The sequence below is a fragment of the Marinobacter sp. 3-2 genome, assembly GCF_003751355.1.
Classification (GTDB): domain Bacteria; phylum Pseudomonadota; class Gammaproteobacteria; order Pseudomonadales; family Oleiphilaceae; genus Marinobacter; species Marinobacter adhaerens.
This window is the reverse complement of the sequence record NZ_RJUQ01000014.1, coordinates 78,737-105,722: the sequence shown is the minus strand read 5'-3', so window position 1 is coordinate 105,722 and position 26,986 is coordinate 78,737. Positions and strand designations below refer to the sequence as shown.

General features: G+C 56.8%; 19 protein-coding genes and 1 riboswitch. Of the genes, 10 read left to right on the top strand and 9 right to left on the bottom strand.

From position 1 onward, the window contains the following. Positions 1-61 precede the first annotated feature (61 nt). The 4 genes from EDB94_RS13125 to EDB94_RS13110 are packed head-to-tail and all read left to right on the top strand — an operon-like array spanning position 62 to position 7,367. A complete protein-coding gene (locus EDB94_RS13125; RefSeq protein WP_108018915.1) occupies positions 62-3,190 on the top strand; it encodes a DUF3427 domain-containing protein in 3,129 nt (1,042 codons plus the stop codon). Next, entirely contained in the window at positions 3,157-4,869 is a 1,713-nt protein-coding gene (locus EDB94_RS13120) for a class I SAM-dependent methyltransferase (protein ID WP_260312593.1), read from the top strand. The genes EDB94_RS13125 and EDB94_RS13120 overlap by 34 nt, the downstream gene beginning before the upstream one ends. A gap of 46 nt (positions 4,870-4,915) precedes the next feature. After that, a complete protein-coding gene (locus EDB94_RS13115; protein ID WP_108018916.1) occupies positions 4,916-6,028 on the top strand; it encodes an FAD-dependent oxidoreductase in 1,113 nt (370 codons plus the stop codon). Positions 6,029-6,032: 4 nt separating this feature from the next. Then, positions 6,033-7,367 (top strand): NADH:flavin oxidoreductase/NADH oxidase family protein, encoded by a 1,335-nt coding sequence (locus tag EDB94_RS13110; RefSeq protein WP_108018917.1) that lies wholly within the window; start codon positions 6,033-6,035, stop codon positions 7,365-7,367. A gap of 6 nt (positions 7,368-7,373) precedes the next feature. Here EDB94_RS13110 and EDB94_RS13105 read toward each other — a convergent pair whose 3' ends face one another. The 4 genes from EDB94_RS13105 to EDB94_RS13090 are packed head-to-tail and all read right to left on the bottom strand — an operon-like array spanning position 7,374 to position 10,674. After that, positions 7,374-8,420 carry a Gfo/Idh/MocA family protein gene (locus tag EDB94_RS13105; RefSeq protein WP_108018918.1) on the bottom strand — a complete coding sequence of 349 codons (1,047 nt, stop codon included), beginning with the start codon at positions 8,418-8,420 and terminating at the stop codon, positions 7,374-7,376. Between the two features lie 44 nt (positions 8,421-8,464). Further along, positions 8,465-9,283, bottom strand: a complete 819-nt coding sequence (locus tag EDB94_RS13100; RefSeq protein ID WP_108018919.1) for an SDR family oxidoreductase — start codon at positions 9,281-9,283, stop codon at positions 8,465-8,467. 4 nt (positions 9,284-9,287) lie between these two features. After that, positions 9,288-10,130, bottom strand: coding sequence for a hypothetical protein (locus EDB94_RS13095; RefSeq protein ID WP_108018920.1), 843 nt, complete (start codon positions 10,128-10,130; stop codon positions 9,288-9,290). 16 nt (positions 10,131-10,146) lie between these two features. Continuing rightward, a complete protein-coding gene (locus tag EDB94_RS13090) occupies positions 10,147-10,674 on the bottom strand; it encodes a CIA30 family protein (RefSeq protein WP_108018921.1) in 528 nt (175 codons plus the stop codon). 141 nt (positions 10,675-10,815) lie between these two features. On the opposite strand from EDB94_RS13090, the gene EDB94_RS13085 reads away from it, so the two are divergent. The 4 genes from EDB94_RS13085 to EDB94_RS13070 are packed head-to-tail and all read left to right on the top strand — an operon-like array spanning position 10,816 to position 16,587. Continuing rightward, positions 10,816-11,598, top strand: coding sequence for a hypothetical protein (locus tag EDB94_RS13085; protein ID WP_108018988.1), 783 nt, complete (start codon positions 10,816-10,818; stop codon positions 11,596-11,598). Continuing rightward, complete coding sequence (locus EDB94_RS13080) at positions 11,591-14,530, top strand: hypothetical protein (RefSeq protein ID WP_108018922.1); 2,940 nt, start codon at positions 11,591-11,593, stop codon at positions 14,528-14,530. The genes EDB94_RS13085 and EDB94_RS13080 overlap by 8 nt, the downstream gene beginning before the upstream one ends. After that, entirely contained in the window at positions 14,523-15,968 is a 1,446-nt protein-coding gene (locus EDB94_RS13075; RefSeq protein ID WP_108018923.1) for a hypothetical protein, read from the top strand. Before EDB94_RS13080 ends, EDB94_RS13075 begins: the two co-directional genes overlap by 8 nt. Beyond that, on the top strand, positions 15,961-16,587 hold the full coding sequence (locus EDB94_RS13070; protein ID WP_260312592.1) for a condensin complex protein MksE: 627 nt from the start codon (positions 15,961-15,963) through the stop codon (positions 16,585-16,587). Before EDB94_RS13075 ends, EDB94_RS13070 begins: the two co-directional genes overlap by 8 nt. An 11-nt stretch (positions 16,588-16,598) precedes the next feature. Here EDB94_RS13070 and EDB94_RS13065 read toward each other — a convergent pair whose 3' ends face one another. The 3 genes from EDB94_RS13065 to EDB94_RS13055 form a co-directional block, all read right to left on the bottom strand. Continuing rightward, positions 16,599-18,305 (bottom strand): bifunctional diguanylate cyclase/phosphodiesterase, encoded by a 1,707-nt coding sequence (locus EDB94_RS13065; RefSeq protein WP_108018924.1) that lies wholly within the window; start codon positions 18,303-18,305, stop codon positions 16,599-16,601. A gap of 124 nt (positions 18,306-18,429) precedes the next feature. Next, positions 18,430-19,908 (bottom strand): DUF3336 domain-containing protein, encoded by a 1,479-nt coding sequence (locus EDB94_RS13060; RefSeq protein ID WP_108018989.1) that lies wholly within the window; start codon positions 19,906-19,908, stop codon positions 18,430-18,432. 85 nt (positions 19,909-19,993) lie between these two features. After that, entirely contained in the window at positions 19,994-21,901 is a 1,908-nt protein-coding gene (locus EDB94_RS13055) for a hypothetical protein (RefSeq protein WP_108018925.1), read from the bottom strand. Between EDB94_RS13055 and EDB94_RS13050 the strand changes: the two genes are divergently transcribed. After that, positions 21,894-22,163: a hypothetical protein gene (locus EDB94_RS13050; protein WP_014576985.1), complete on the top strand. Its 270-nt coding sequence runs from the start codon at positions 21,894-21,896 to the stop codon at positions 22,161-22,163. The genes EDB94_RS13055 and EDB94_RS13050 overlap by 8 nt on opposite strands. A gap of 207 nt (positions 22,164-22,370) precedes the next feature. After that, positions 22,371-22,463, top strand: a riboswitch (glycine riboswitch). A 163-nt stretch (positions 22,464-22,626) separates the two neighbouring features. Then, complete coding sequence (locus tag EDB94_RS13045) at positions 22,627-23,847, top strand: D-amino acid dehydrogenase (protein ID WP_008171203.1); 1,221 nt, start codon at positions 22,627-22,629, stop codon at positions 23,845-23,847. On the opposite strand, the gene EDB94_RS13040 is transcribed toward EDB94_RS13045, so the two are convergent. Together EDB94_RS13040 and EDB94_RS13035 are read right to left on the bottom strand one after the other, a co-directional pair. Further along, a complete protein-coding gene (locus tag EDB94_RS13040; protein WP_108018926.1) occupies positions 23,828-25,387 on the bottom strand; it encodes an FGGY-family carbohydrate kinase in 1,560 nt (519 codons plus the stop codon). The genes EDB94_RS13045 and EDB94_RS13040 overlap by 20 nt on opposite strands. Further along, positions 25,377-26,975: a glycerol-3-phosphate dehydrogenase/oxidase gene (locus tag EDB94_RS13035; RefSeq protein WP_108018927.1), complete on the bottom strand. Its 1,599-nt coding sequence runs from the start codon at positions 26,973-26,975 to the stop codon at positions 25,377-25,379. The genes EDB94_RS13040 and EDB94_RS13035 overlap by 11 nt, the downstream gene beginning before the upstream one ends. Positions 26,976-26,986 lie beyond the last annotated feature (11 nt).

Below are 26,986 nucleotides of genomic sequence, written 5' to 3'. Positions count from 1 at the left end.
TAAGGAATGCCGGTGGCCACAGCGCCGCTATTCTGGAAGCCATCAATGTGGGACGTACACGATGCAGCAGACCGGAATCTACGAGCAGCTTATTACCCGGCTCGTAGAAAACAGATTGGATCGGAAACAGTTTTACGTAGGTGAGCGCCAGCTTAGCAGTGTGGAAGCATCTGTATGGTTGTCACGATTCCTGACTAACATTCTGGAGTTCGCTATTGGTTCGGTGCCTTCGGGCGACAACCGACTTCAGGAGCAAATCGAGTTATCGAATCAGTTGCTGATGTGGCTCAAGGGGCAGGTGCAGGATGATGGGTTCCTAGATGAGAACCTCCTCGATAGCCAAGGAAAGATCCTCACCGCGCTTTATGAGCTGAAAAACCCGGTTGCTGCGAACCTGAAGCAGTATGTTGAAGACATTTTCCCGCTCACAGGACTCACACAGAGTGAGTTATTTTCAGGCAGTAATGCTGGCTTGTCACTGGAGTCAGAGCTAAAGCGCGAGATTTTGTCAGCGGACCGGATTTACTGGCTGGTCTCGTTCATCAAATGGGCCGGAATTCGGATATTCCGGAAAGAACTGGAAGCCTTCACCGCGAGTGGCCGAGAGCTGAAAATCATCACCACCTCCTACATGGGGGCAACGGATGCCAAAGCCGTTGAGTATCTGGCTAGCCTGCCGAACACCGAAGTGAAGCTGAGCTACAACACCGAGCGTGAAAGGCTGCACGCCAAGAGCTATTTGTTCCTCCGGAACACGGGTTTTCACACCGGTTACATCGGTTCATCAAACCTATCTCGATCGGCGCTGACCAATGGCCTTGAGTGGAATCTTAAGATCACCGCTCAGGAAATCCCTCACATAATCAACAAATCGCTCAGCACCTTTGAAACCTATTGGGCTTCGGAAGACTTTGAATGCTTCGATGGCCGGGCTGAGAGTACCGAAAAACTCAACCGCGCACTAAAACAACAAAAAGGCTTGGACGCTCCCGGCTCCTCCCACTATTTCGAAATTACTCCGTTTCCGCATCAGAAAGACATTCTAGAGCAACTCTCTGTTGAGCGGGACGTGCACCAGCGTTTGCGAAACCTCGTGGTGGCCGCCACTGGCACCGGCAAGACCCTGATCTCGGCGTTTGATTTTCGGCGCTTCCTGAAAGCAAAACCAAACGCCCACTTTCTGTTTGTGGCGCACCGGGAAGAAATTCTGCGCCAAGCCCGGGAAGCTTACCGTGGCGTGCTGCGTAATAATGCTTTCGGTGAACTCTGGGTAGGCGGCCAGTTGCCGGAACACTACCGGCAGTTGTTCGTTTCGATTCAGACTCTGAATAACCAGCTGGATCAGCTAAAGCTCACTGAAGGCTATTACGACTACATCGTAATCGACGAAGTGCACCACATCGCCGCATCGAGTTATCGAGCGGTATTGGAACACTTCTCGCCCGAAATACTGCTGGGACTGACAGCGACTCCGGAGCGACACGATGGCGGCGATATTCTCAGCGACTTTGGTGGCGTGATTGCCGCCGAACTCCGGTTACCGGAGGCCATCAACCGCCGCCACCTTTGTCCCTTTCAATACTTTGGAATAGATGATGACACCGACCTGCGCACTATTCCTTGGAGTCGTGGGCGTTACGATATTGCTCAGTTGACGAACTTGTATACGCACAACCAGAATCGCGTAAAAAAGATTCTGCGAAGCTTGCGGGAAATCGTCACCGATATAGCCAGCATGAAAGCTCTCGCTTTCTGTGTGAGCCGTGAACACGCGACCTTCATGGTGGAGCAGCTCCTGTTGCACGGCATCAAGGCCGATGTGCTCACAAGTGACAACAGCCACGAACGCCAACAAAAGCAGCAAGCCATTCGCTCCGGGCAAATCAACGTGCTGTGTGTGGTCGACATATTCAACGAAGGCGTCGATATTCCGGAAGTCGACACCCTGTTATTCCTGCGCCCAACCGAAAGCCTGACCATCTTCCTTCAGCAACTGGGTCGGGGTTTACGCCTTGCTGACGACAAAGATTGCTGCACAGTCTTGGACTTTGTTGGTAACTCTCGGCCTGAATATGATTTCGCCAATAAATTCCGGGCACTGGTGGGTAAGTCAGAACGCTCAATTTCGGAAGAACTGAAGCAGGGCTTTCCCCATGCACCACTGGGTTGCCGAATTGAGCTCACCAAGAAAACCCAGGAAATGGTGCTGAGCAAAATCCGGCAAGCCACGCTGACCATGAAGCGGCTGGTGTCTCTTGTTCGGCAGTTCCCACAGCATTCCACTCAGCCACTCACGCTGAAGAACTTCATAACCCATCATCCCCACATCGACGTGAACGAACTCTACAAACGGGGCAGTTGGGCCGAGTTGGTGAGCAAGGCAAAAGACGAAGACAGAGCCGATGACTCGTTTAAACTGGCGAAGAAGGCCATCTACAATCGGATTTTGATCTGCGACGATCACCAGTACCTGCTGTTTCTTAAGAAGCTATGCCAGGCAGGGTTTAGCTGTGACGACCCGAAAGGTCGCCAGGCACTCATGTGCCATTATGATTTCTGGCAGAAAGCTGGGCCAGAGCTGGAATTTGATTCGCTGACACAAAGCTTGGCAGGACTCAGCAAGCTGGGGCTGGAACAGGAGCTGGTGGACGTGCTCGACTGGAAATTGGCGAAAACCAAACACGAGCAGCCGGCGATGCCGGAGTTGCGGGAAGTCCCGCTACGATTGCACGCCCGCTATTCCCGAGAGCAGATTCTGGTTGGCTTTGGTGCGATGACGTTCGAGCATCAGCCACCATCGAGGGAAGGTGTATATGTCATTCAGGATCAAAATATTGAGCTGCTGTTTGTCACCTTGGACAAAAACGAAAAGCAGTTCTCCCCAACCACCATGTACCACGACTACGCCATCAATGAGCAGTTATTCCACTGGCAGTCGCAAAACAGTTCCCGGCCTGACCGTGGTAAAGGGAGGGACTATATTCAACACCAAGCGATCAACAAGCGGTTGTTCTTGTTTGTAAGAGAGCAAGCGAAAGACGAATATGGTCGCACGATGGGGTTTGTGAATTATGGTGAGGTGGATTACGTGTCTCACACCGGTTCCCAGCCGATGAGTATTACCTGGAAACTCCGAACGCCGATGCCGAACTTTATGTGGCAGCAGGCAGCGAAGCTGGCGGCGGCATGAGTTACGGTCCCTACAACAAAAACGCCCAAAACTTCTTCACCCAATACCAGTCCCTGACCTTCGAACAGGTTCACCAAGACTGGCTCTCCTTCCTTGGCGATGAAGCAGGCCTTGCTCTCGATGTGGGCGCAGGCAGCGGTCGCGATTCCGGTGCCCTTGCGGCGCGGGGCTGGGATGTTGTTGCGGTAGAGCCCGCAGCTGGTTTGCGAGAGTTGGGTCAGGGCGCTACTCGCAATCAGAGCATTCACTGGGTAGACGACCAATTGCCCGATCTTGGTAAGATCCGGGAGCTCAGCTATCGCTTCGATCTCATTCTTGTTTCCGCTGTCTGGATGCATATCCCGCCCTCCGATCGTGAACGTGCTTTTCGCATCCTGACTGAGCTTTTGGCGCCCGGTGGAATGCTGGTGATTACGCTTCGGCATGGGCCTGGTGATGGCGAGCGGCTTTTTTATGATGTCAGCAGGGAAGAACTGGAGAGTTCTGCCAAACGCCGGGCGCTGATCCCGCTTCCGGTGCCGGTCGAGCGTAGGAAGGATGAACTCCAGAGGGACGAGGTCTCCTGGGAGACGCTGGCTTTTCGGTTGGCGGACGATGGCACAGGCGCATTACCAACAGTCCGTCACATAATCGTTAATGACAATAAGTCCTCGACTTACAAGTTGGGTTTGCTGCGAACCCTTGTCCGGATCGCCGACGGTGCACCCGGCCTGGCGCTCAAGCGCAATGATGACTGGGTGGATATTCCTCTTGGGGCGGTCGGGTTGTTCTGGATTATGCTTTATCACCCCCTGGTTCTCCGGCATCAACTCAGGCAAGCGCCAGGTAGTCGTGGCTATGGCTTTGCCACGGACGATTTCTTCAAGCTTCAGAATTTCACGCCTCTGGATTTCAGAGTAGGTATGTCGCTGTCGGCGGATGTTGCTCCGGTGGTCCTTCGCGCTATCCGCGATGCTTGCTCGACCATTCTCAAGAACCCCGCACATTTTACGACCTGGCCCGGCAGTAACCGTCCGATCTTCGAAGGCGGTATGGCCAGGATAACGGTCAAGAAGGGACCGGTGCGTTTGGACAAAGCAACGCTTTCCCGGTTCGGTACCTTCCGCGTTCCTTCATTTCTCTGGGATGCATTCAGTCGTTATGCCTGCTGGATCGAGCCTGCGATTGTTAATGAATGGATTGATCTGATGGGTAGCTGGGACGTGCGTTATTCCATGGATGAATATCATCGTGGTTTGCAGTGGGTAGAGGGCCGGCGCGATACGTCAGCTGTCCGTCAAATGATTAATCAGCAGCTGGAGAATGGTCGTGTCGAGTGCGTGTGGACAGCGCAGAATCTCAAAGCGAAGCGGTTTGACGTTGACCACTGTTTTCCGTGGTCGCGATGGAACAACAACGATCTCTGGAATTTGATGCCTTCGACTCACAGGGCGAATGCCTCCAAGTCCGAAAAGCTGCCTGGGGACCTGCTGCTGAAGCAGGCGCACCCTCGAGTTGTAAACTGGTGGGAACAAGCCATCGTAGGCACGTCTCGTGAAGAGCAGTTCTTCTCAGAGGCTGAGGCCTCGCTACCATTGCTGGGGCAGGAGCGAACCCTGGAAGGTGTGTTTGAGGGGATGCTTCAGCAGCGATTGAGGCTTAAGACAAATCTTCAGCTGACTGAATGGTTAGGCGTTTAGAACCGTATATCACCGGGACAACACGATCATCACGGGAAGATCATTCATGCAAAAAGTGAGCGTCGCCATTGTTGGCGCCGGCCTGGCGGGTTTATACGCCGCTTATGTCCTGGAGAAAAAAGGCATCAAAGACTATGTCGTTCTTGAGGCGAGGGACGTTCTTGGTGGGCGTATTGCGTCTACGATCCACGCTGAGGGTCAACTTGATGTGTCGGGTGAGGGCTTCGATCTGGGGCCCGCCTGGTTCTGGCCTGCATTCCAGACCGATATGGCGCAGCTGGTGGATGAGCTCGGGCTAGAAACCTTTGAGCAATTTGAAACGGGCGATATGCTTCTGGAACGTTCATCCAATCAGCCCCCTGAGCGAACGGCTGGCTACGTCAACTCTCCACCTTCAATGCGAATCGCCGGTGGCATGTATTCGCTCATTGATGCTTTGTATCAGCGGCTTGATCCATCGCGGGTTGTGACGGGCCAAACGGTTCGCAGCGTGCGCATTTCAGAGCCCTCTATCGAGCTACTGAGCGAAGATGCTCAAGGGCAAACCCTGAGCTACAGCGCTGACCATGTGTTGCTGGCAATGCCACCCCGATTGGTTCAGTCTCAGCTAACGTTTTCGCCTGCCTTACCGGATGAACTTGCCAGGCAATGGCAGGCGACAGATACCTGGATGGCCCCTCACGCAAAACATATTGCCGTGTTTGATCAGCCTTTCTGGCGAGAGCTAGGATTATCCGGGGAGGCTCGAAGTGCAGTTGGGCCGATGGTTGAGATCCACGATGCCTCTACTCAGGAAGGGAAGGCGGCCTTGTTTGGTTTCCTGGGTGTGCCTGCTGACGTGCGCCGTCGCGTGTCTGAAGAAGAGCTTATTACTGCGTGCCGCACACAGTTCGTGCGACTGTTTGGTTCGCAAGCGGAGAATCCAGAGGCAGAATTTATCAAGGACTGGGCTAAAGAGATTTACACCGCCACCCATACCGATGAAAGATCCTCTGGCAATCACCCTATGCCTGCCTTATCGCCGAGCTCAGGTGCATGGGCTGACCGATTAACCGGCATTGGCAGTGAGTGGTCACGTGAGTTTACGGGCTATCTCGCCGGCGCTATTGATGCAGTAAATCGCGGTTTAGAATACAAAAAACTCAAACCATCAGGATGATGCCATGCCCGAATCACCGCTTGCCCAACCCCTGAAACTCCCCTGCGGAGCCGTCCTCCCAAACCGAATCGCCAAGGCCGCCATGACCGAAGGGCTGGCAGACGATCAGCTCCACGCTACCCACCGCCATGAAACCCTTTACGGCCGCTGGTCCGATGGTGGAGCGGGGCTGCTGATTACCGGCAATGTGATGATTGATCACCGGGTGCTGGAGCGGCCGGGTAACGTGGCGATTGATCCGGCGCCGGCTGAAGGCGAGCCGGAGGGTATGGCGCAGTTGCGTGCCTGGGCCAAGGCGGGTACCCGTAACGGCAACCATTTGTGGATGCAGATCTCCCATGCCGGTCGGCAGTCGCCGCGTTACGTTACTACGCGCCCAATGGGGCCTTCGGAAGTCCAACTATCGCTGATGGGCAACTATGCCCGCCCACGGGCGCTTACGGAGCCGGAGATCCTCGATTTTATTCAGCGCTTTGCCAACGTGGCCCGGACCGCCAAGGAGGCGGGCTTTTCCGGCGTTCAGGTGCACGGGGCCCATGGGTATCTGTTGTCGTCTTTTCTGTCGCCGGTCACCAATCAGCGCACTGATCGCTGGGGTGGGTCGCTGGAAAATCGCGCCCGTTTCCTGCTTGAGGTAGTCCGTGCGACTCGCGAAGCTGTGGGGCCGGAGTTTCCGGTGGCGGTAAAGCTGAATTCCGACGATTTCCGTAAGGGCGGCTTTACGCTTGATGAGTCTGTGACCGTGGTGCGCTGGCTCAATGAGGAGGGTATTGATCTGCTGGAGGTGTCCGGCGGCACTTATGAGCAGCCGCGGCTGCTCGGGTACAGTGGTGATGCCGACACGGCAACCGACGGGCCGGCCGTGCGGGAAAGCACTCGCAAGCGAGAGGCTTACTTCCTGGATTACGCCCAGACCATTCGCGAGGTGTGCGATTGCACGCTGATGGTCACTGGTGGCTTCCGGACACGCGCGTTTATGGAAGAGGCAGTCGCCAATGGCGAAACCGACGTGATTGGCCTTGGCCGGCCGCTCTGCACCGATCCCGATACGCCCAAGGATCTGATTGAAGGGCGCATTGATAAGACGGTTTGCCATGAAGGCCACATCAAGCTTGCTCAACGAGGGTTTTTCTCACCGGCGAGTCCGCTGATGCCGCTTAAAGTCATTAATGTGCTGGGCGGCCAGGCATGGTACTACCAGCAGATTTTCCGGCTGGCGGATGATGGTAGGTCTGATCCGGACCTGGGCATTTTCATGGCCATTGGGGCTTACTTGAAGGATGAAATGGGCCAGGCCCGGCGGGTGAAAAAGGCCCGCCGCCAGCGCGGCGGGACCTGAGAACGTTTACAAGGAGACAACGGCGCCGTTTGATTCCGCGGATTCGAACAGCGCCGACATCACCCGATGACAGGCCAGGCTGCGACTGGGCCATTGGTCGTCCAGCTCGCCAGTCAGAATGATGTTGGAAAACTTCTCAACCAGCTTCACCACGTGGTCACAGGGCTCTACCGCTTGCTCGGTGTCTTTGCCATCGGCATCACCGAGTATGTAGTGCGAGCTACCGGTGAAGCGTTCACCGTAGGCCGCGAAATTCCCGCTTCTTCCCTGGCCACCCACCAGGTCGTCGATGCGTATGAGGCCGGCGTCGCCAACCGTTTCTACCTGCGATCGGTGAGCGAGTTCGCAGCCTGCATCAAAGGTGGCCATTCGGCCATCAGAGAACCAGAGGGTGCCGCCACAGGCGACGATGGTGTCGATGGAGTTTTTGGAGACGAACGTCATCTGCACGCGTTCAGGCAGTTCGTAACCGAAGCTCCACATGGTGGCGCTGATCGGGTACCAACCCTGGTCACCAAAGCAGCCCATGGGTTCGCGAGACTTGTCGGTTCGGCCATTGCCGCCTTCGTACCATTCCTTGTTGGGGGCCTTGAAGGTGAAGGCACTGGTTACTCGCCGCACGTCGCCAATATCACCGTTGGCAATTCGATGCTCGATGTATTGCGTGCGGTTGCTGTGCAGCCACATGGTTCCATCCATGAACTGCACGCCGTTTTCTTTGCAGACATCGATGGCCTCTTCAATGCCATCGGCCAACGGTTTCTCGGCGTACACGTGCTTGCCGGCGCGGGCGGCCTTCTTGATCCATTCGTTGCGAAGGGCAGTGGGGACCGGGATGTAAACCGCGTCGATACTCTCATCTGCCAGAAGCTCATCGTAGGAGCCGAACGCCTGCGGCACATCGTACTCGTCTGCCCAGGCCTGGGCCCGATCGAGGGAGCGACTTGCCACCGCAACAACGTCGGCATTTTCCGCATCGTGCATTCCGGCCACGACCTTGGTGGCAATTTCGGCGGTGCCTATGATGCCCCACCGGACTTTGCGATTTTCCATGTTGGGTCTCCTTGAACAGGGTTGGCTTTGGGTGTGTGGTAACACTAGCTGAACAGAATGCGCTGGATCGACCGGGGAATAAACCGGGTGATAAATTCGGCAGCGTAGGTCTGCGGCGTAACCAGATATCGAGGCTTGGGCCGTTTCGCTTCTGCAGCTCTGTAGATCTTTTGGGCAACATCCGACGCACTGGCGTTAAACGGCTTGATGCTGGCGCCTGGCGCGAGCGCGGCTTCCATGGCTTCGTACTTTTCCCGGTGCACTGCGCTGGCTCGCCCAAGCACGGGTTGCAAAGCGGCCAGGGCATGTTCCCTGAACCGGGTCTTCACGGGTCCAGGGAGCACCAGCGAGACACTTTCCAGGCTTTTGCTGCCCTGTTCGTCAAACCAGAAGCTTTCGTGGGCCGTGTTCATCGCGGATTTGGCGGCACAGTAGGCGCCTTTCATTTGCTGGGGCACGATGGAGAGTACGGAGCTGACGGCGATGACCCGCAAGGGTTTGCCGTGTTGCTCACAGAGTTTCAGGCAGACGGCAGCCAGTTTGATGGGGCCGAATACGTGGGTACTGAACTGCTTTTGCCACATGGATTCGGAAAGATCACGAAGCGCGCCGAATTGCCCGTAACCGGAGTTGTTGACGAGAACAACCCGCTCGGCTGTCGGAATTTCCGTCTCCAGCATTCCAGCAAGTCCTTCGATCTGCTCAAAGGACTCAAGATCCAGCGCCAGCTCCAGATCGGCAGACTCTACGCCGGTTGGCTGTCGGGAGAGGGCGACAACCCTGTAGCCTTCGCGGGCAAAGAGGGCACAGGTCTCATGACCAATGCCTGCGCTGGCGCCGGTTATAAGGGCGAGTTTGGTCATTGCATCAATCCCCGATCCAGTTGGCTTTATCGACAATGCGCTTCAGCTTGTAGCCGAGAAACCGATACTTGCCCCAGTGTTGAAAAGCGCTTTGGGCGTACTTCGGGTCAACCCCTTGTTGGCGAAGATAGGCGCTGACTTCGGAGTCGATCGGCAGCGTCTCAAAATTTCTCATCAGCATCATGGTGTGAGCAGCAGCGTAGGGGCCGATGCCCTTCAGGGAAATCAGGTAGTCGTAATCGACCATGTCACCATGGGCAGAACCATCGGTCTGGATGGCCTGATCCCGGAGTAATTGATCGGTCACCGTATCGACGGTCTTGGCTCTGAAGCCCATTTTGCACTCGTCGGCCAATCGCTGGGGACCAAACCTCTGGATTTCCCCGGGCTCTGGGAACAGGCCGTCGCCTAGATCAACCAGGGAGGCGACCATGGATTTGGTCTGCTTCCAGGTGGTGTTGATGGTGCAAACCGTTTTAATGAGATCCTCAAAGAAGGTGTCGCCGCGCAGGAATCGCCCACCACCGGAACGTATGAAGCGGGAAATGTCCGGATCGGTCTGGTCGCAAAGGGCAAGAAACTCTGAGGGATCCCAGTCTAGCTGTAGCCAGCGAGCGACGCGCTCTGAAACGGCGTCGGTGCTGGACGAGGAGGTTTCGATAAGAAGCTGATCTTCAGAGGGCTGGTGGACCCGGGTCCATTCCGCGTTCTCGCCAATCCTAACCGTTCGCTCTAGACGCTCACCGTCCCAGTGCCAGGGCGCAAGCTGACACCAACCGTGGCTTTCCACCGTCATGCGCAGGTTGAATGGCTGTTGCAGGTCCAGGGTAAAGGTATTTGTAGTCATGGCCGGTTGAGCTCCATCAATACAGAACCCAGTCCTGCATCTTCAGTTGAAATTCACCAACCTGTCGCCCGGAAACGAAAAGGCTCACTGAAGCCAGGTACGAAAGATTCAGTGCTACCTCATCGGTCAATGTTTTGCCGCGCCAGGTAGGGATGAACTCACTGAACGGCAAGCGTATGCGGCCCCAATCTTCTGTATCTGGTGTGAATGCATGCTGGTAAACAATGCTTCGCCGGTTGGTGCTGTTTCGAAGGCCGATCTTGTAGGTTTTACCGTCGCCCTTTGCCAGCAATTCGATTCCTGTGAAATCGGTGGCATCGACCGGTTCCGGCAAGTCTGCTTTGACAGAGGCAAAGCCGCCGCCGTTATCGAGTCGCACTGTGCCGTGAAAGAGTCCGACTCCTTCACCAGAGTGAACCAGCGCTCCGTCCGATTGCCCGCCCATTACCTGGTCACCGAGGGAGTTCCATTCCAATCGCTGGCCTTTGGTATCGAACGTAACCAGGGTATGGCTGCCGCGGCTGTTTCTGTGCGTGTCTTTCATTGGCTTTCCTTTACCCGCTTTTCAGAGATTTCGGGTACCAGTCTGGATGAAAAGTCCCCGATACAGTGGGCGCCTGATAGCGTTACACTAACCCTCAAATCTACGTTCATATACTGTTTTCAGAGTGACTGTGGTGAGCTGTTGAACGACTATCTCGACAAAATCCTCCGTGGCCAGCCCATTAACTATGAAGCTTTCCTCAAGAAACTTCCGGATTCGTTTAGGCGCCGGCATAGGGAATTGTTTGCGGCGGAAAAGGTAAAAACCAACCGTTGGCTTGTCACGATTCTGGATGAGAGGGCTTTCGCTAAGTTGCAGGATGTGGCGCAAACGCCGGTAAGCCGGCTCGACGCCGCGAAAAAGGGTAACTCTCACCGCCACGGCACCGAGGTCAGTTTTCTTCTCGTTTACCATCAGGGGCTGGCGTCCAGCCGGCCGGATGTGGCCGTTATTGGGACGGAATCCGTTGATATGGGTTTTCGAAGGGCCCGGTCGGTGCTGGTGGTGGAGAACGAGCGGAATTTTTATCAGTATTCGCAGATGCTCGGTTTTGCCAGTGAAACACTGGGCACGTTCTTGGACCTCGCGGAGTGTGATGTGGTGTTGGGTGGTGGAAACCGGGTTACCCGGGGCGCGATTCTTGAGTGGTTGATGGGCTATGAAGAAGTATTCTGCGCATTCGATTATGATGCCGGTGGTCTGCAAATGTTCTCGACGATAGTGGCCTCGCTTGGTGACAAAGCTACGTTTGTTCAGCCGGCCGACTGGCAACCCTGGCTGGCCCGGTTCCGCAATATCCCGGACACCACCGAACGGTTTACTCGAGCGATATCGTTGGCCGAGGGGCTCGGTTTTGTGGCCCTGGCCGAGGCATTTCGATCGACCGGCAAATTCATGGAACAGGAGATGATTCTGGATGAGTGACTCCCAGGGGAGCCCAGGCAATTTCAATTTTGGTATTCGCCGTCTGGTGTTGGTGGATTCCGCCGGCTTCTGTTACGTCGAAATCCCGGTGGATAACCATGGCCTGATTCTCGGGCCGGGGAACCTGGGCAAGTCCAGTCTTCTAAACAGTCTGCGTCTGTTTTTGCTGCCGGAAAACAACTTCAAGAACAGCCGCAAGAAATTCGCGTTCCGCAATGCCAGCGCAGGTAGCTTCTACACCAACGAGGAAAGCTACCAGCATTACTTTCCCAGCCAGTTCAGTTTCCTGATCATGGAAGCCGAGAACCCGGCCGGGGTGCATTGCCAGATCCTGTACCGCGACAGCGCCAGCCAGCTAAGCTATGGCCGCGCTTTTGTGCCGGTGGGCTACGATCAGCTGCGGCCGCTGTTCTGGGATGGAAATGATGAGGACGGCATTGGCCAGGCAGCGCCGGAGCTGTCATTCAGCCGTTTGTCAGAGGCCTTGAAAAAGCTTTCCAAAGAAACCCGATTGGTGAATGACCCGGCCAAACTCAAACAGATGCTGTATAGCAGCGAGCTGATGAACGCCGATGCGGTGCGCTATTCGGTGCTGCCGTTGGGAGAGTCCGACGAGCGCCGGGTGCAGTCGCTGCGCACCCTGATTCTGCTGTTGTTTGAGATGAAGGCAGACGATCAGGCCATGTCCAATGCGGTGGCCAGCATTATCGAGGCAGACAAGAAGTTCGCCGACGATGCCTTCGATTTCAACATCGACGATTTTCTCAATCGCCACGACCAGCTGAAGCAGCAGCAAACCCAGCTCACGAGAATCGAGAAAGAGCGTTCACGGTTTGAAAAGCTCCAGAAGGATTACCAGGCCTACCAGACGCTGCTTCGCAGCCAGCATGATTTTGCCGCGTTTCGCGATGGTGTGAGCCATGCCCTGCAGGATATTGGCGCAAGGCGTAAAGCCGCGGTAGAGGCATTCAACGAACAGAACGAGACGCTGCGCCATGTGCTGCAGGCTCTGAAAAAGCTGGAGCAGGACGCCAGCGGCCTCAAAGGCGAGATCCGTTCCGCCGATCGGCGTATCAAGCAGGCCGAGCAGAATCAGAAAGATGGCGATCTGTTGGTTTCCCAATACGGCGAGATGACTCTGCAGGAAATCGAGGAGATCCAGAAAGAGGAACTCGAGAGCAAGAGAGGGCACCTGGCCGCCCTGAAAAGTGCCGCCCAGGCCGAGATCCGCCTGGAACAGATCCAGAAAAAGAAGCAGGAGCTTGAGCGCAAGCTGGAATCCCTGAAGGAACGGGAAAGCAAGCAACATTGGCAGCTTCAGAACCAGCTGGACGAGGCCACTGCCGCACCGCTGCGGGCCGTGGACCCACGATTGGTGATGGCGAGCCCGGGCCAGGATCTGGATGCCGACAGTAAGGCGGCCATCGAGGCATTCGCCCGGCTGTTTGTGCCTACTGAGAAAGGCTTTGACTGGTTCGATGCCGAATATCAGGCCCAGCCAGCGCGGCAGACCGACTTTGCAGAGCAGAGCCGGCATATCGAAGGCGAGCTTCATGGCCTGGATAGGGAGCGGGCCGAGCTGGCGGACACTGCCAACCAGGAACACGATCGGCCACGGTTGATCGAGCGCACCGAGAAAGAAATCCGCGCCATCGAGAAAGACCTCGAAACGCTACAGCGTTTCCCGGCCGCCGCGACTACTCTGCGGGATGCCACCGAGGAGAAACAGGCGGCGGAAGAGCAGTTGGCCAAACTGGACGAACAGGCCCGGCTGGAGCAGGAAAAGCAGGATGCGGTTCAGCAGAAAGCCGCCAAGGCCAGGGCCGAGAAAGAGCGTATTGAAGAAAGGGAACGGGAGCTGGCGGGCCTCAGCCGAAGCGTTGGCACGGTAGAGCATCGATTCCCCCATCTGAAAGCCGTGGAAGCGGAACAGCCCTTGGACATCGAACAAGTGTCCGTCGCGGCGTTTGACGATCTGCAAACCCAGCTGGACGACCTGGAGGAGCGCCGTCGTAGTATCCTCGACCACCTTCGCCAGTTCGTCTATCTCGGCATCCACGAAGATCCAGAAGGCGAGCTGCAGAAAGACAGCCCCGCGTCCTCGGTTATTCGTGAGACGTTTAAAAGCCTGTCGGATCTGTTCGCCGGCATGGCCGAGCGCTGGAATGTGCTGGAACAGCAGGTAGGTATCCACAATGAAACCGTGGCCAGCTACCGGCAGGCGCTGAAATCCAACCACGAGCACATTGCCCGTTTTGAAGCGCAGCTCAACCGCGAGCTGGAGGGCGTGCGCATCAACGATCTGGTGGAAATCCGGGTGGATATCCACACCGATCCGAAATTCCGCAATTTGGTGGAAGAAGCCAACAACATTGACCCATATGGCAATCAGCTGCAGTCGGACGCGTTCTACGACCGTTTGCGGGTGTTCGTGGCGGACTTTTTCGGGGAGGGCGGCAGCAAGCGCCTGACCATGGACAAGGTGATCACCGGCATTTCCTACAGAACCCGGAAGGAAAACGCCACGAGCCTCGACAAGAAGGGCCAGTCCACCTCCACCACGGCCCTGATCAATCTGGAACTGGTGTATCGGCTGTTGAAACGCGTGTTGTACCCGGGTGTGCAGCTGTCTTTCCCCATGGTTCTGGACGAGCTGGCCAGTGTGGACATCAGCCAGATGCCGTCACTGCTGGAACGGCTGCGCAAACAGGGCTTCAACCTGTTCTCTGCGGCCACCCACAGTGCCAGCGCGGAAGTGATATACCTGATCGGCCGGCACCTGGAAGTGGGGCAGATGCGTACCGCCCGGCCTTACAGCCCGCAGCGTACCCTTGTGTTCTGGGGTGGGGCTGAAGGCTTCACCAACGGCGAGGCCATGAGCCACTGGGCCGATCAGACCCAGGCCAGCTTGATGGAGCCGGTGGATGAGTAAACGCTTCAGCACCCTGGATACCACTCGGCTGTTGTTTGAGCACCCGAAGATCCTGTTCCGGATGATTGAACGGATGGATCGGAACGAAGCCCGGTATATTCGCGAGAGCGATCTGGTGGCCGAGGTGATGGACTACACCCGCACCCTTGGCAACGCCGATCGGGATCGGGTGCGTCTGGCACTGAACACCGACAATCTGTTCCGCAGCGGCCTGGTGATCGACATCATCAAGGCCGAGGGCGAGCGGCGCCTGGTGTTCCAGGATGCCCTGATCAACCTGATGCGGGCCTGCAACGCGTCTCTGTACCAAGAGCTGACCGATGCCCGATTGCGTGGCCATCTGGTAACCCTGCGGGATGTTCGCAACCGGCTGGAAACGAGCAGCTTCAGCGATGCCGACCCGGACTACACCGAATTGAGGGATGATCTGAACGAACGGGTGAGTCAGCTCATCGGCTTGCTGCGCCAGAATGTCCTGCGCATGCAGACCATCAGTGCGCAGCTTGCGGACCTTTCCGGCGACGCCAGCCGAGCGCCCGAGAAATTCCTGGAGTTCCGTCAGAACCTGTTTGAGCAGATCGTTACCCTTTACGAGCGCCACATCAAGCCAACCCTGGTGTTCCTGAACCCGGATACCCGGCTGCCGGATGGCAGTAACCTGTTTGAGACCCTGGAAGCGATGGTGCGGTTGCTGGAAAGCCACGGCGACCACAGCCTCGCAGACCAGTTGTTCCGTTCGTCCATCAGCCTGAACGCCCTGTATAAACCCATTCAGGCGGTGGCGCAGGAGGTGGAGCACTTCCTGCGCAAGACCCGCCAGGGCATGGTCCAGTACAACGCCATGGAGCATTTCTACGGCAAGCTTCAGGAACTCAAGGGCGAAACAGAGACCCTCAGCCTGAAACGAAAGTGGCTGGAAGGTGGCGATTTTGCCCGCAGCACCGGTTTCCTGATCGGCCTCCGTGCCCAGCAACGCCCGAAACATTACGCCTTTGGGGAATCGTCCAGCTATTACCAGCTTTTGTTCAGCGAACTGGACCTGCGCATGAACGACCTCCGCCGCAAGGCTGAAGTGCCGGTTCTGCAGCAGGTGGACGGCAGTGGCCGGCACACCCGGATCGATGTCCAGCGCATCAACCAGCTCTATCAGTGGCTGGAGACTCTGGAGCTGCGGCCAACAACCGATCTGGTGCGGGAACTGCACGGGCGCCTGGACGGGTTTATCCCGGGCTATCGCTTCCCGGACCTGTTGGCGGCCCTGAACCGGTTGGTAAACTCGCCACCAGAGGGTTTCAAGGTTGTCACAACCAACCGTTTCCGAATCCTTGATCAGTCATCCGACAGCGAGCAGTTTGTCTACCGCAGGCGCCGTCTGGAAAATCTGGAAACCATTGAAAGCAACGCCCCAGCTAATCAACAAGAGCAACAGCATGCCTGAATTCTCTGACGCGATTGAAACCACCGAATCCGTGGACAATTCACAAAGTTCCGGTAGCTTCGAGCAGATCCTGCCGGCCCACAGCGCCGCGATCTACCGGGAATTCCAGGCCGGCAGGGTGATTGTGCGTGATGTGTGGGACAACAACCGCTCCGAGTTGCGAGCCAATTCGCTCTACAACCTGCTCTATAACCATCTGTCCCACTTCCGGACCTTATACGAGCACCTGGGCAGCGAGCTGGTGTTCAACGAAACCGGCGCGTTTTTCTTTCTCAAGGAAAGCAGCGACGACGAGAATGAAGAGCACGATGAGAACGCCTTCCGTGTGCAGGTAATCCTACTGTTGATTGGGCGTTACTTCGCACGCAGCGGTCGGGATCTTGAATACCTTGGCCGGCCCGACGCCGGGCTGAACGAGCAAGACCTATCGGCCCTGGCGAGCGATGAGGAATACCAGGAAATCCTGAGGGCCGCACGGTTTGAGAAAGGCCTGCCGGAAGCCCTGGACTACCTCGATAAACGCCACCTCCTGTTTCGAGCCGGTGCAGGCCGCTGTTTCCTGAGTTCCGCCGGGCTGTATTTCCTGCAGGAGTTGGTTCGGGAGTTTGAACAGGGGTAGTGCTTTCCTGGTCAGAAGCTGGCCAGGAATTCTTCAACTTTGTTTGCCGGCATGGGCTTGGCATAGAGGAAACCCTGAGCGAGGTCGCAACCAAGGTCCGTTACCATCTGGGCCTGTTCATCCGTTTCAACACCCTCGACCAGCACGCTGAGGCCCAGACTGTGGCCGACGGTAACCATTGCCTCCATGATGGCCATGTCGGCGCTGTTCTGCATCGCATGTTGAAGAAAGCTCCTGTCGATTTTTATTCCGCAAACCGGGAGCTTTCTGAGATAGACGAGCGAGGAGTGTCCGGTACCGAAGTCATCGATCGAAATGTGCACGCCTGCCTGTTTCAATTTTTCCAACTGTTTGGTTTGGCTTTCATCGCTGCCGAAAACCTCGTTCTCGGTCAGCTCCACCCCAAGCTGGTGAGGCTGAAGATTGTAACGTTCCACAGTTTCGAGAATATGGCTCGCAAGGTGTGGATTGGTAAGCTGTCGCCCCGAGAGGTTGATATCAACCCGCAGGTTCTTCAAAGGGGTTTTCTGCCATGCGCTGAGCTGTTTGCAGGCTGCCTCGATCACCCATTCGCCAATCCGGTTGATGAGACCGGACTTTTCAGCCACCGGGATGAACGTGGCTGGCGACACGGCCCGGGATTGACCATGAAAACACCGGAGAAGTGCCTCGCAGGAGTCAGTTTTCCGGTTCGCCAGGCTAATCTGGGGCTGGTAAAACAACTCCAGTCCATCATTACTCAGGGCGTCCCTGAGCAGGTTGGTGATTTCCTGATAATGGACCAGCCTGTCATTGATATCCGGGGTATAGAAACACACGCCGTTTTTGCCGGTTTCTTTGGCCTGGTACATAGCCGCGTCTGCATTGCCCATAAGCTCAGCCACGGTGGTGCCATTATGCGGGAAAAGGCTCACACCGAAGCTGGCGGTAACCTGGTAACAGTCGCCTTCCAGCTGAACTCTGTGCTCCAGAGCGTCTATCAACCGACAAACAAGTTCATGTATTCCTTCAGGGCCTGCGAAATCGAAGATCAGCAAGACAAACTCGTCTCCGCCAAAGCGGCTCAACAGGTCTCCGCCACGAAGTTCGGCCCTCAAGGTTTCGGCCACCGCTTTCAGGAGGCTGTCACCATGATGGTGGCCAAGCGTATCGTTGATGATCTTGAAGTTGTCCAGATCGATAAAGACAACCGCCACTTCCTGTTGCAGACGATCCGCCTCATCCAGTCGACTCGACAACTCGGCTTCCATGAAATGCCGGTTGGGTAATCCCGTCAGATCGTCGAAACTCGCTCGCCGATACAGCTCATCCCTGGCGCGTTTCTGCTCTTCCAGACTGATGTCGATGCAGAACATCTCACAGGCCCCGCTTTCCTGTTTGATCATCACATGGCTGGAGTAAACGGGAACCAGGTGTCCTTCTTTGTGTTTCAGTTCAAGTTCGTCGGCGGGAATGCTGATGTTTTTCTCAAGCCAATTGCGGTGCGCCTCGATCACACCGTTACGCATGTGATCGGGAATGATCAGGTCTTCCAGGAACTGCCCGAGTGCCTCGTCGCGGGAATAGCCATACAGGCGGGCGCTCGCTTCATTCCAATAAATTACCCGACGGTGTCTGTCGTAACCCTGGACAGCAACCATGGGCAGACTCTCGATCAGCTCGTAAAACCTGTTTTCACTGTCTTCGGTAGCCGATCGAATTCCTTGTCTAATATCCATTACCGGTCAGCATCCTCATGATTAGCGAGAAACGTTTCGCGAAGCGATGATGCAATAGAATGAGAATAGTTCGGGATCCCAGGGTTATCTAGTTGATTTACAGATCGGCAGGGTAGTGCTGCCTCTAAAGCGGCGTTGCAGTCTGCTCTGCGGTTTCCTGCTCCAACTGTTGTTCCAGCCTGGTGATACAGCGATCGAACGCCCGGCTGATCCTGGTCTGGTCTTTGATCATGGCCAGCCGGGGCCACGCGGCCTGTTCACCGAGATTGATATACATCTCGAGATCTTCAGGGCTCGGATTGGAGAGGACTTTTCGATAGAGGGACGCCTTGGGCGGGAAGTGGATGTTGATGTCCCCGAGGTATTGCTGACTGGTCATGGCGTAGGCCTGCTCGATGAGTGGCCGGATGATGCCGGGGTGTGGGCTTTGCTTGGTCAGTTTCAGCGCCGTGGCAATCTGGCCGTGGGCGAGGGAGACTGCCGCACGTTTGGCCCAGGCCGTTACGCCGCTCTGGTCGTGGTGGCTGATGAATGGCACCACGTGGGGGTTGGCCTGGCTTACGATGGTTTTGTTCACGTTGTGCAGCCGCGCCATGCGCATCAGTGGCAGGTCGCCATGCACGCTGCCGTCAATCCAGCTTTCGGTGGGCATGTAGGGCACGCTGCTGTTCCGACTACCGTTTGATTCCCGGGCCTGAAGAACCACCGGCGGGAAAATGCCTGGCACCGCGCAAGAGGCCATCACAGCCGAATCCACCAGTACAGCCGGCGAGGACAGCCAGTTGAGCAACCGCGGTTTCTGCTGGGTGCGGGTGGGGGAGACGGAGATATTCAGTGTTCTGCCGCTGTGCTCGTAAGCCTCTTTGAAACTGACGCTGCCCAGATTGTGTTGGAGATGCTCCTGAAGTTGGCGTGGATCCATGGCATGGCCTGCCCTCAAGCCTTCCGTTACGCCGAGCCAGCGGAAGGCATTCAGGTGAATGCGTTCCGGATGGTTAAAGAACTCTGCCAGTTCCTTGGCGTCCCGTGTGCAGATGGCACCCGCCACGATGGCACCCATGCTGGAGCCGGCCATGACATCCGGTAGCAGATCCTGTCGCCAGAGCGCCCGGGTGACACCGATGTGGTAAATACCGAAGGCTGCGCCACCGCTGAGCATCAGGGCCGGACGGCCATAGACCCGCTCGGCGTCCTGAAACATTTTCAGTTTTCGGGCGGTTGTCACTTCCGGAATCGGGTGGTCGCAAATGAATTCCATAGACGTCTCGACGGCATCCAAGAATTCACCCACCAACCGGTTGGTGCCGCTGCGCGCCACCGTGTATAGGTCGGGATTAGATAGTTCGCCCAGGTGGCGGTACAGGCTCTCCTGAAGAATCCGGATCAGTCGCCGTGTGTCGCCATTCTGCCGGCAATGGTCCATGAGGCCCATGTGCTTGCGCATCAGGCTTTCATGCAACATCCCGGTTTCTTCCTGCTCGCGCCAGGCCAACAGGCCGTCCATGTCGTCGAGCGCGGTAGCGGCCTCGCACCACTGCTCGTAGTCGTGGGCCTGTTCCAGTTGCTGCTGGAGCTGTTTGCGGGTCTTCGCGGCGTGTTTCATGCCTTTTACCATAACTCATCCTGGCGGGAAAAAAGAAACCCCCGCCGGAGCAGGGGCCTTTTTCTGAGCCAGGACCAGGCGCTTATCAGATGGCTACGGGGTCCTGAATAACCGTATGGATAAACTGGATCACGTTACGGGTATCTTCGGCCTGTTTAACGAATGCCTCGATGTTGCTGCCGGTGTAGCTATCGCTGTCAAGCACACGGATCCAGAGGTCGTCTGTTTTGTCGATGTAAGCGCAGCTGAGGTTGTCTGGTTGGCGTTCCACATAACTTACATCCACCCCAGAGTAGATCGATTCAGTGGTATGGCTGAAGTTACTGTAATCAACGTAGCCGCTAACAAGACGCTTGGCACCGCATTCTGCGGCATTGCCCTGGCATGCTGGGGTGCCGTGCTTGAGGAACAGTAGGCCTTCATCGGCCAGCACTTGGTCCGGCAACTCAATAGCGATCTGCTTGGTAACCCAGGTGCCCTCGTCCATGACTTCTATCGTGCCTTCCAGCTTGCCCCAGCGCATAAGCGCCCAGTACAGAGCGAGGCCGGCCAGAGGGGAGTCGACGGTCTGATAGTGACTGAGATTACCGGTACCATCGTCGACGCCGTAAGCGAGTCGACCGGACAGGTCGAGTTTCAGTCCGACGGAGGCATTGATGGAGTTCATTACGTCATTAAGGGTTCGATCGAGTACCCGAGGATTGCTAAGGGCAACCCGGGCCACGTTCAGGCGTCCGAGTTCCAACTCGATGACGTCGTCCTCAAACCCGGCCACGATGATACATTCACCGGTTTCGTCCAGTTCCATGGGAACAATACCGCCGTTCACCGAGATCGGCTGGGGGCAACCGTTTGCGTCAAGGACGGGTACGCCATTTTCATCCCGCTCGAGCTGCCAGAGATCGCCGAATACTTCGCCCTTATAGGTGAACTCAACGCCCTCGTTCAGCCCGAGTACTGTGTTCAGGAAGACCAGCCCATCAATGGTCAGTGGAACGCTCTTGTTGGAGGCCCCGCCGAGGAATGCCGCCGCAGCATGCATTAAATCAAAGCTGTTGGGAGGGAGGGTTTCCAGCGGGGTTTCCGGCATGTCCTGAATGACATCATGGGTAAAGACGATAGTCCGTCTCGCATCGTCGGCATGGGTTGTGAAGCCGGCAATGTTTTCGCCGTAGTAGTCTTCAAGGTCGAAGATGCGGCTCCAGGCATTCGCAACCTGATCTTCATACAGGCAGGTGGAGCCTGAGTCGATGTACTGAACATAGGAAACAAACTGGGTTACATAATCGGTCATGCGGTTATGCGTCATGTTTGAAAGATCTGCATAACCCACATGCAGACTCACTCCACCGGTACGGCCTGGCGTTCCGTCCCGCAGATAGGAAAGGTCGCCCAGTTCCAGATCATCGCGGATTTCCTTCCATTCAGGTGGAACCACCTGCCCGCCTTCGCGGCTCTCGGGTCCGTAACCAGCGATGCGTCCTTCTTTGAGGAGCGCATAGTACAGAGCGAGGTTTTCACGGGGTGAGTCTATGGTCTTCTCAACCAGTTCACCATCAACTTCCGTTACCAGCACCAGTCTGCCTGCGGGGTCGGTTTTGATGGCAGTAGCCGCATTGATGTTGTCGACCGCCTCGGCCAATGCCCGGGCAAAGACGGCTGGATTCTGGGTGACGGTCCTGATCATGTTCAGGCGCCCAATTTCCAGCTCGATGGTATAGGTCTCATAGCCTTCTACCACTGTGCAGGCAAAGTCCAGTTCGGTGTCGTCGAATTCTTCAACAACCATCGGGACGGTATCGTGCTCGCTGCCGTCCGGCCAGGTTATGGTTTCGGACGAAATCGGCTGTATGCAACCATTTCCGTCCAGTACCGGAACACCGTACTCATCACGCACCACCATCCAGAGGTCGCCATACAGGTTTTTCGGATCTGTAGGAACGTCGTTGAGTCCCAGTGCGGAATTGACAAAAACAACGGAATCAATGGTCAAAGGTATTTCTTTGCCAGTTGCCGCTCCCAGGAACGAAGCGGCACTGTCGAGTACTTTTTCTGAGATTGCAGGCTGCTCCGTTGAGGGCGTTGTATTCGAGCTACTCGAAGAACTTGAGCCATCCAGAAAACATCCGCTCAACAAAGCCATTGAAGCAATTAAAGGCGCATTTATCAGATGCTTAATTGTTTTTGTACGGGACATGGTCATACTCCTTAATGCATGGGCCGAAGACCGCAACAACTATTCGGACAGAGCATGATTGCCGGATAACAGCTTGACGGTGCGCTCAAAACGCCGCGTCTATCTCAGACGATCTGGTTCTGTATGTATAAGCGTAAGGCAGATGGGTGTTAGATTGTCTGACGTTGGTCAATTTTTGCCACACCTGTGACACCAATGCTTTGGTTTCATGCCTTCCGGTTATTTGCTATGTTTAGGCCCGTGGGTTGGGTTTTATTACCAATCAGACATGTCTGCGGGAGAGACTGAATCCCTTGCGATCAGCGCCGAAGGAGCAACTGCCCCGGAAACTCTCAGGCAAAAGGACCGCTGACATGAATACTTTCCGAAGAGCTGCCGACAATCGCGTCAGTCGGCACACCGAAGGAGCAAGCGGCCGTTTTCGTTTAAACGGCTCGTGAATCTCTCAGGTCCCGTGACGGAAGGGGTGCTTTCTGCCATTTCGAGCAGGGAGGAAACCCTTGGCGCTCACGGAGATTGGAATGAAGCGAATCGCAGTAATTGGCGGTGGTATCACTGGTATTACCACGGCCTACACCCTTGCCAAGCGCGGGCTTGACGTTACGGTTTACGAGAAGCATCGCTATGCGGCGATGGAAACCTCCTTCGCCAACGGTGGACAGCTCTCCGCTTCTAACGCAGAGGTCTGGAACAACTGGCAGACCGTGATGAAGGGCATCAAGTGGATGTCCCGCCGGGATGCGCCACTGCTGGTCAACCCGAAGCCTTCCTGGCACAAGCTGAGCTGGTTCGCCGAGTTCATTGCCGCCATTCCCCAGTATGAGAAGAACACCACGGAAACCGCTCGCCTGGCCATTGCCGCCCGTGACCACCTATTTGCCTGGGCGCAGGAAGAAGGCATCGATTTCGATCTGAAGAAGCAGGGTATCCTGCACATCTACCGGGACAAGGCCGGGTTTGATCACGCTGAAAAAGTATCGCGCCTGCTGGCGGCTGGTGGCCTTGAGCGCCGTTCGGTGACCCCGGAGGAAATGAAATCCATCGAGCCGACCCTGGCCGGCAACTATTACGGCGGGTTTTTCACAGAGAGTGACTCCACCGGTGATATTCATAAGTTCACCAATGGACTGGCGGATGCCATCAAGCGGCTGGGCGTAAAAACCTGTTACGGCCACACGGTGACCGAGCTGAGCGCCGATGAGCGCAATGCCTGGGTGACCGCCCACGATGGCACCGAACAGTCCCGGGACACATTTGACGGCGTGGTGATCTGTGCCGGCGTCGGCAGTCGCGGACTCGCGAAAAAGCTGGGTGACCGGGTGAATATCTATCCGGTTAAGGGGTACTCAATTACCGTGGAGCTGGACGACGAAGCCTCGCAAAAGGCGGCACCGACCGTGAGTTTGCTCGACGATGCCACCAAGATCGTCACCAGTCGCCTGGGCGATGGCCGTTTCCGGGTTGCCGGTACCGCCGAGTTCAGCGGTTACAACCGCGATATCAAGGACGACCGCATCCGCCCGCTCACCCGTTGGGTTGAGCAGTGCTTCCCAGGTGTCTGTACTCGCAAGGTAGTGCCCTGGGCAGGCTTGCGGCCAATGCTGCCGAACATGATGCCAAGGGTTGGGCCAGGCCGCCTGCCGACCGTGTTCTACAACACCGGTCACGGTCACCTGGGCTGGACACTCTCTGCGATTACCGCTGAGTTGGTCGCTGAGAGCGTTACCGGGGATAGCCGGTAATCTCGCGGATTTTCCGGTACAGGGGTTGAAGCTGAGGGTACATCTTCAGATAAACCTCGGAATACAGCCGCTGGTAAAGAGCCCGGGTTTCTTCGTTGGGATGAAAAACGTCGCCAACCCGGGTCATCTTCGCCACGGCGGTGTCGAAATCCGGATGTAGCCCCAGCCCTACAGCCGCATCAATGGCGGCGCCGAGCCCGGAGGTCTCATAGGTGTGAGGCCTCTCGGCCGGTAACCCGAACACATCGGCGGTAAGCTGCATCGCTGCATCGCTCTGTGAGCCACCGCCGGCCACTCGCAACTTTCTGATCTTCACGCCGCTTCGCTTCTCGATTTTTTCCTTTCCTTCCCGGAGCGCGTAGGCAAGACCTTCGAGGATTGCGCGATAAATGTGGGAGCGGGTGTGAACGTCCCCGAACCCGATGATCGAGCCTTTCGCTTCCGGCCCCGGCTGGCGCACGCCGGGTGACCAGTAGGGCTGCAGCATCAGGCCCATGGATCCGGGCGGCACTGCCTTGACCAGTTCATCGAACAACGCTTCCGGCTCGATACCTCTTTCCTCGGCCAGTTTCTGCTCTCTTAGCCCGAACTCCCGCTTGAACCAGCTCACCATCCAGAAACCCCGGTAGATCATGACCTCCGTGGAATAGTGACCGGGCAATGCAGAGGGATAGGGCGGCATCAGCCGGATCGGCTCGACGTAACGCTGGCTGGTGGTGTTGATGGTGGCAGTGGTGCCATAGCTCATACAGCCAATATCGGGTGTCAGCCCGCCGGAGCCGAGAATTTCACAGGCCTTGTCGGAAGCTGCGGCGATTACTGGGAGGCTTTTTGCCAGGCCCAGGTGCTTGCAGGCTTCGTCGGTCAAATGGCCCAGTGTTTCGCCGGGTGCAACCAGCTCAGGCAGCATGGCGGGCTTGACCGGCATGGTCTGCCATTTGAAATCCCGCCGGCCGGCCCAGCGATGCTTTTTATAGTCGAATGGCAGGTATCCGACCTGGCTGCCGGTCGAGTCCCGGAATTCCCCGGTGAGTCGGTAGTTGAGATAGCCAGACAGCAGCAGGAAATACCGGGTTTTGGCCCAGATCTCGGGTTCATTCTGGGCGATCCAGTTGGCCTGGGTTTTTTCCCGGAACCGGTTGATAGTGTCTTCCAGACGGGCAACTTTGAACAGCCATCCCCAGGGCCCTTTGACGGAGCCTTCGACCCTTGCATGTCGCTGGTCGAGCCAGATGATTGCCGGGCGTAGAGGCTGTCCATTTGCATCCAGATTTATGACGGTGCCGCGCTGGGTGGTCACGGTAACGCCGGCAACCTGATCCGGTGTCGCGTCTGTGGAGCTCCAGAGCAATTGGCAGGCTTCCCCGAGCTGCTCCCAGAAGTAGTCCGGGTGCTGCTCGGCCCAGCCGGGCTCTCTCGAAAAATAGGGCTCGATTTCCTGCTTGCCTTTGCCCACCAGATTGCCGCCGGTATCGAAGAGCAGCGCCCGAACGCTCTGGGTGCCATTGTCGATGGCCAGGATGAGCGGCTCAGCTGGCATCGGAGGCCTCCTGAGGTGGCAGCGAATAGGCATTGTGATAGATCGACAGGTAGCGGGCCTGTTCCTCCTCCCACCGCTGGTCAGCCCAGCCAAGCAGGGGCTGGCAGTGGTTACGAATCTCCGGTAGAAGGGCTTCGCCGGCATTCGGTAGCACCATACCTAACCGCGTTCGGCGCAGAAGCAGGTCATCCAGATGCTGCACATCTTCTCTCCGGCACGCCCAGCAAAGCTCCGCCCAGAGCAGGTCGGTAGCCCGATTCGGAGTGACAGGCTCCAGTGGGCCCGAAGCAAGCATTTGATCAAGCTCGGGGCCATAGAACCCCTGCAGTCGCTGCCAGCACTGGTAGCTAATGGTGGCTGGCCTTGAGGGGTGATCTGTGCCCTGAAACACCGGTTTGGATGCGGGCCGCAGAACCTCGCTGGAGCCTTCCCCAAGCCCCTGGACCAGCGCCTCGCGGGCGATGACCCGGAAGGTGGTGAGCTTGCCGCCGGCAATGCTGACCAGCCCCCGATCCACTCGAAGTGCGTGTTCCCGGTTCTCCTTGGACGGTGCCTTACCCGTGCCATCGGTTACCACCGGCCTTACACCGGCCCAGGTCGAAAGGATATCGTTTCGCGTAATGGGGCTGCCCGGAAACAATCGTGAGGCGATCTCAAGCAGGTAGGCGGTCTCGGATTCAGAAATCACCGGCTCCTGATCCAGGTTGCCCTCATGGTCGATGTCGGTGGTGCCGAGGACTGTAGTGCCCAGCCATGGGAAGGCAAACACCGGGCGGCCATCTTCCGGATGAAACAGGGAAACCGAACAGGACACCGGCAGACTGGACCAGGGCAGCACGAGATGGCTGCCACGCAGGGGCCGAATGTGCATGGTGTCTTCGGAGGTCTCGCTGGACTGCAGCCGATCTGCCCAGGCACCGGTGGCATTGATGACCAGGGGCGCGAAGACCTCAATGGGCGTATCGTTTTCCTCTGCCTGAATCAGCAATCCGGATACATCACCGTTGCTGCGCTTTATTTCATCGGCTCGTGTGTAATTCAGGCACATGGCCCCGTCCCGCCGGGCTTCGGCAATCAGGCGGAGGACCAGGCGCGAGTCGTCGGTGACTGCATCGGTAAAACCGCTGGCGCCGGCGAGTTTTTCGCTCGCCAGGCCCGGAACCCAGAGCATGGATTCGGCCGGGGTCAGAAAGTGGCGGCTCCGGTTGCGGGCAATAAAGTCGTAAACCCGAAGCAGTGTCTGGAACAGGCGCGGTCCGGGGAACTGGCCTTTGAAGTGCGGCATGATGAAGCGCAGGGGCTCAATTAACCCCGGTGCTTCCGCCATTAACCGTTCCCGCTCGCGCACCGCGTCCCGGGTAAGACCGTAATGCCCACTGCCCAGGTACCGGAGGCCACCATGCACCATCTTTGAGGAGCGGCTGGAGGTACCCCAGGAAAAGTCCTTCTGTTCTACCAGAAGCGTGCGCAGCCCGCTGCCTGCTGCTTCCCGTGCCACGCCGGCGCCGGTAATTCCGCCGCCGACCACCACCACATCAAATTCGTTGGTCCCTGAACGCAGCGCATTGAGGATTTCAGTCCGGGTCATGTTGGGGCTCC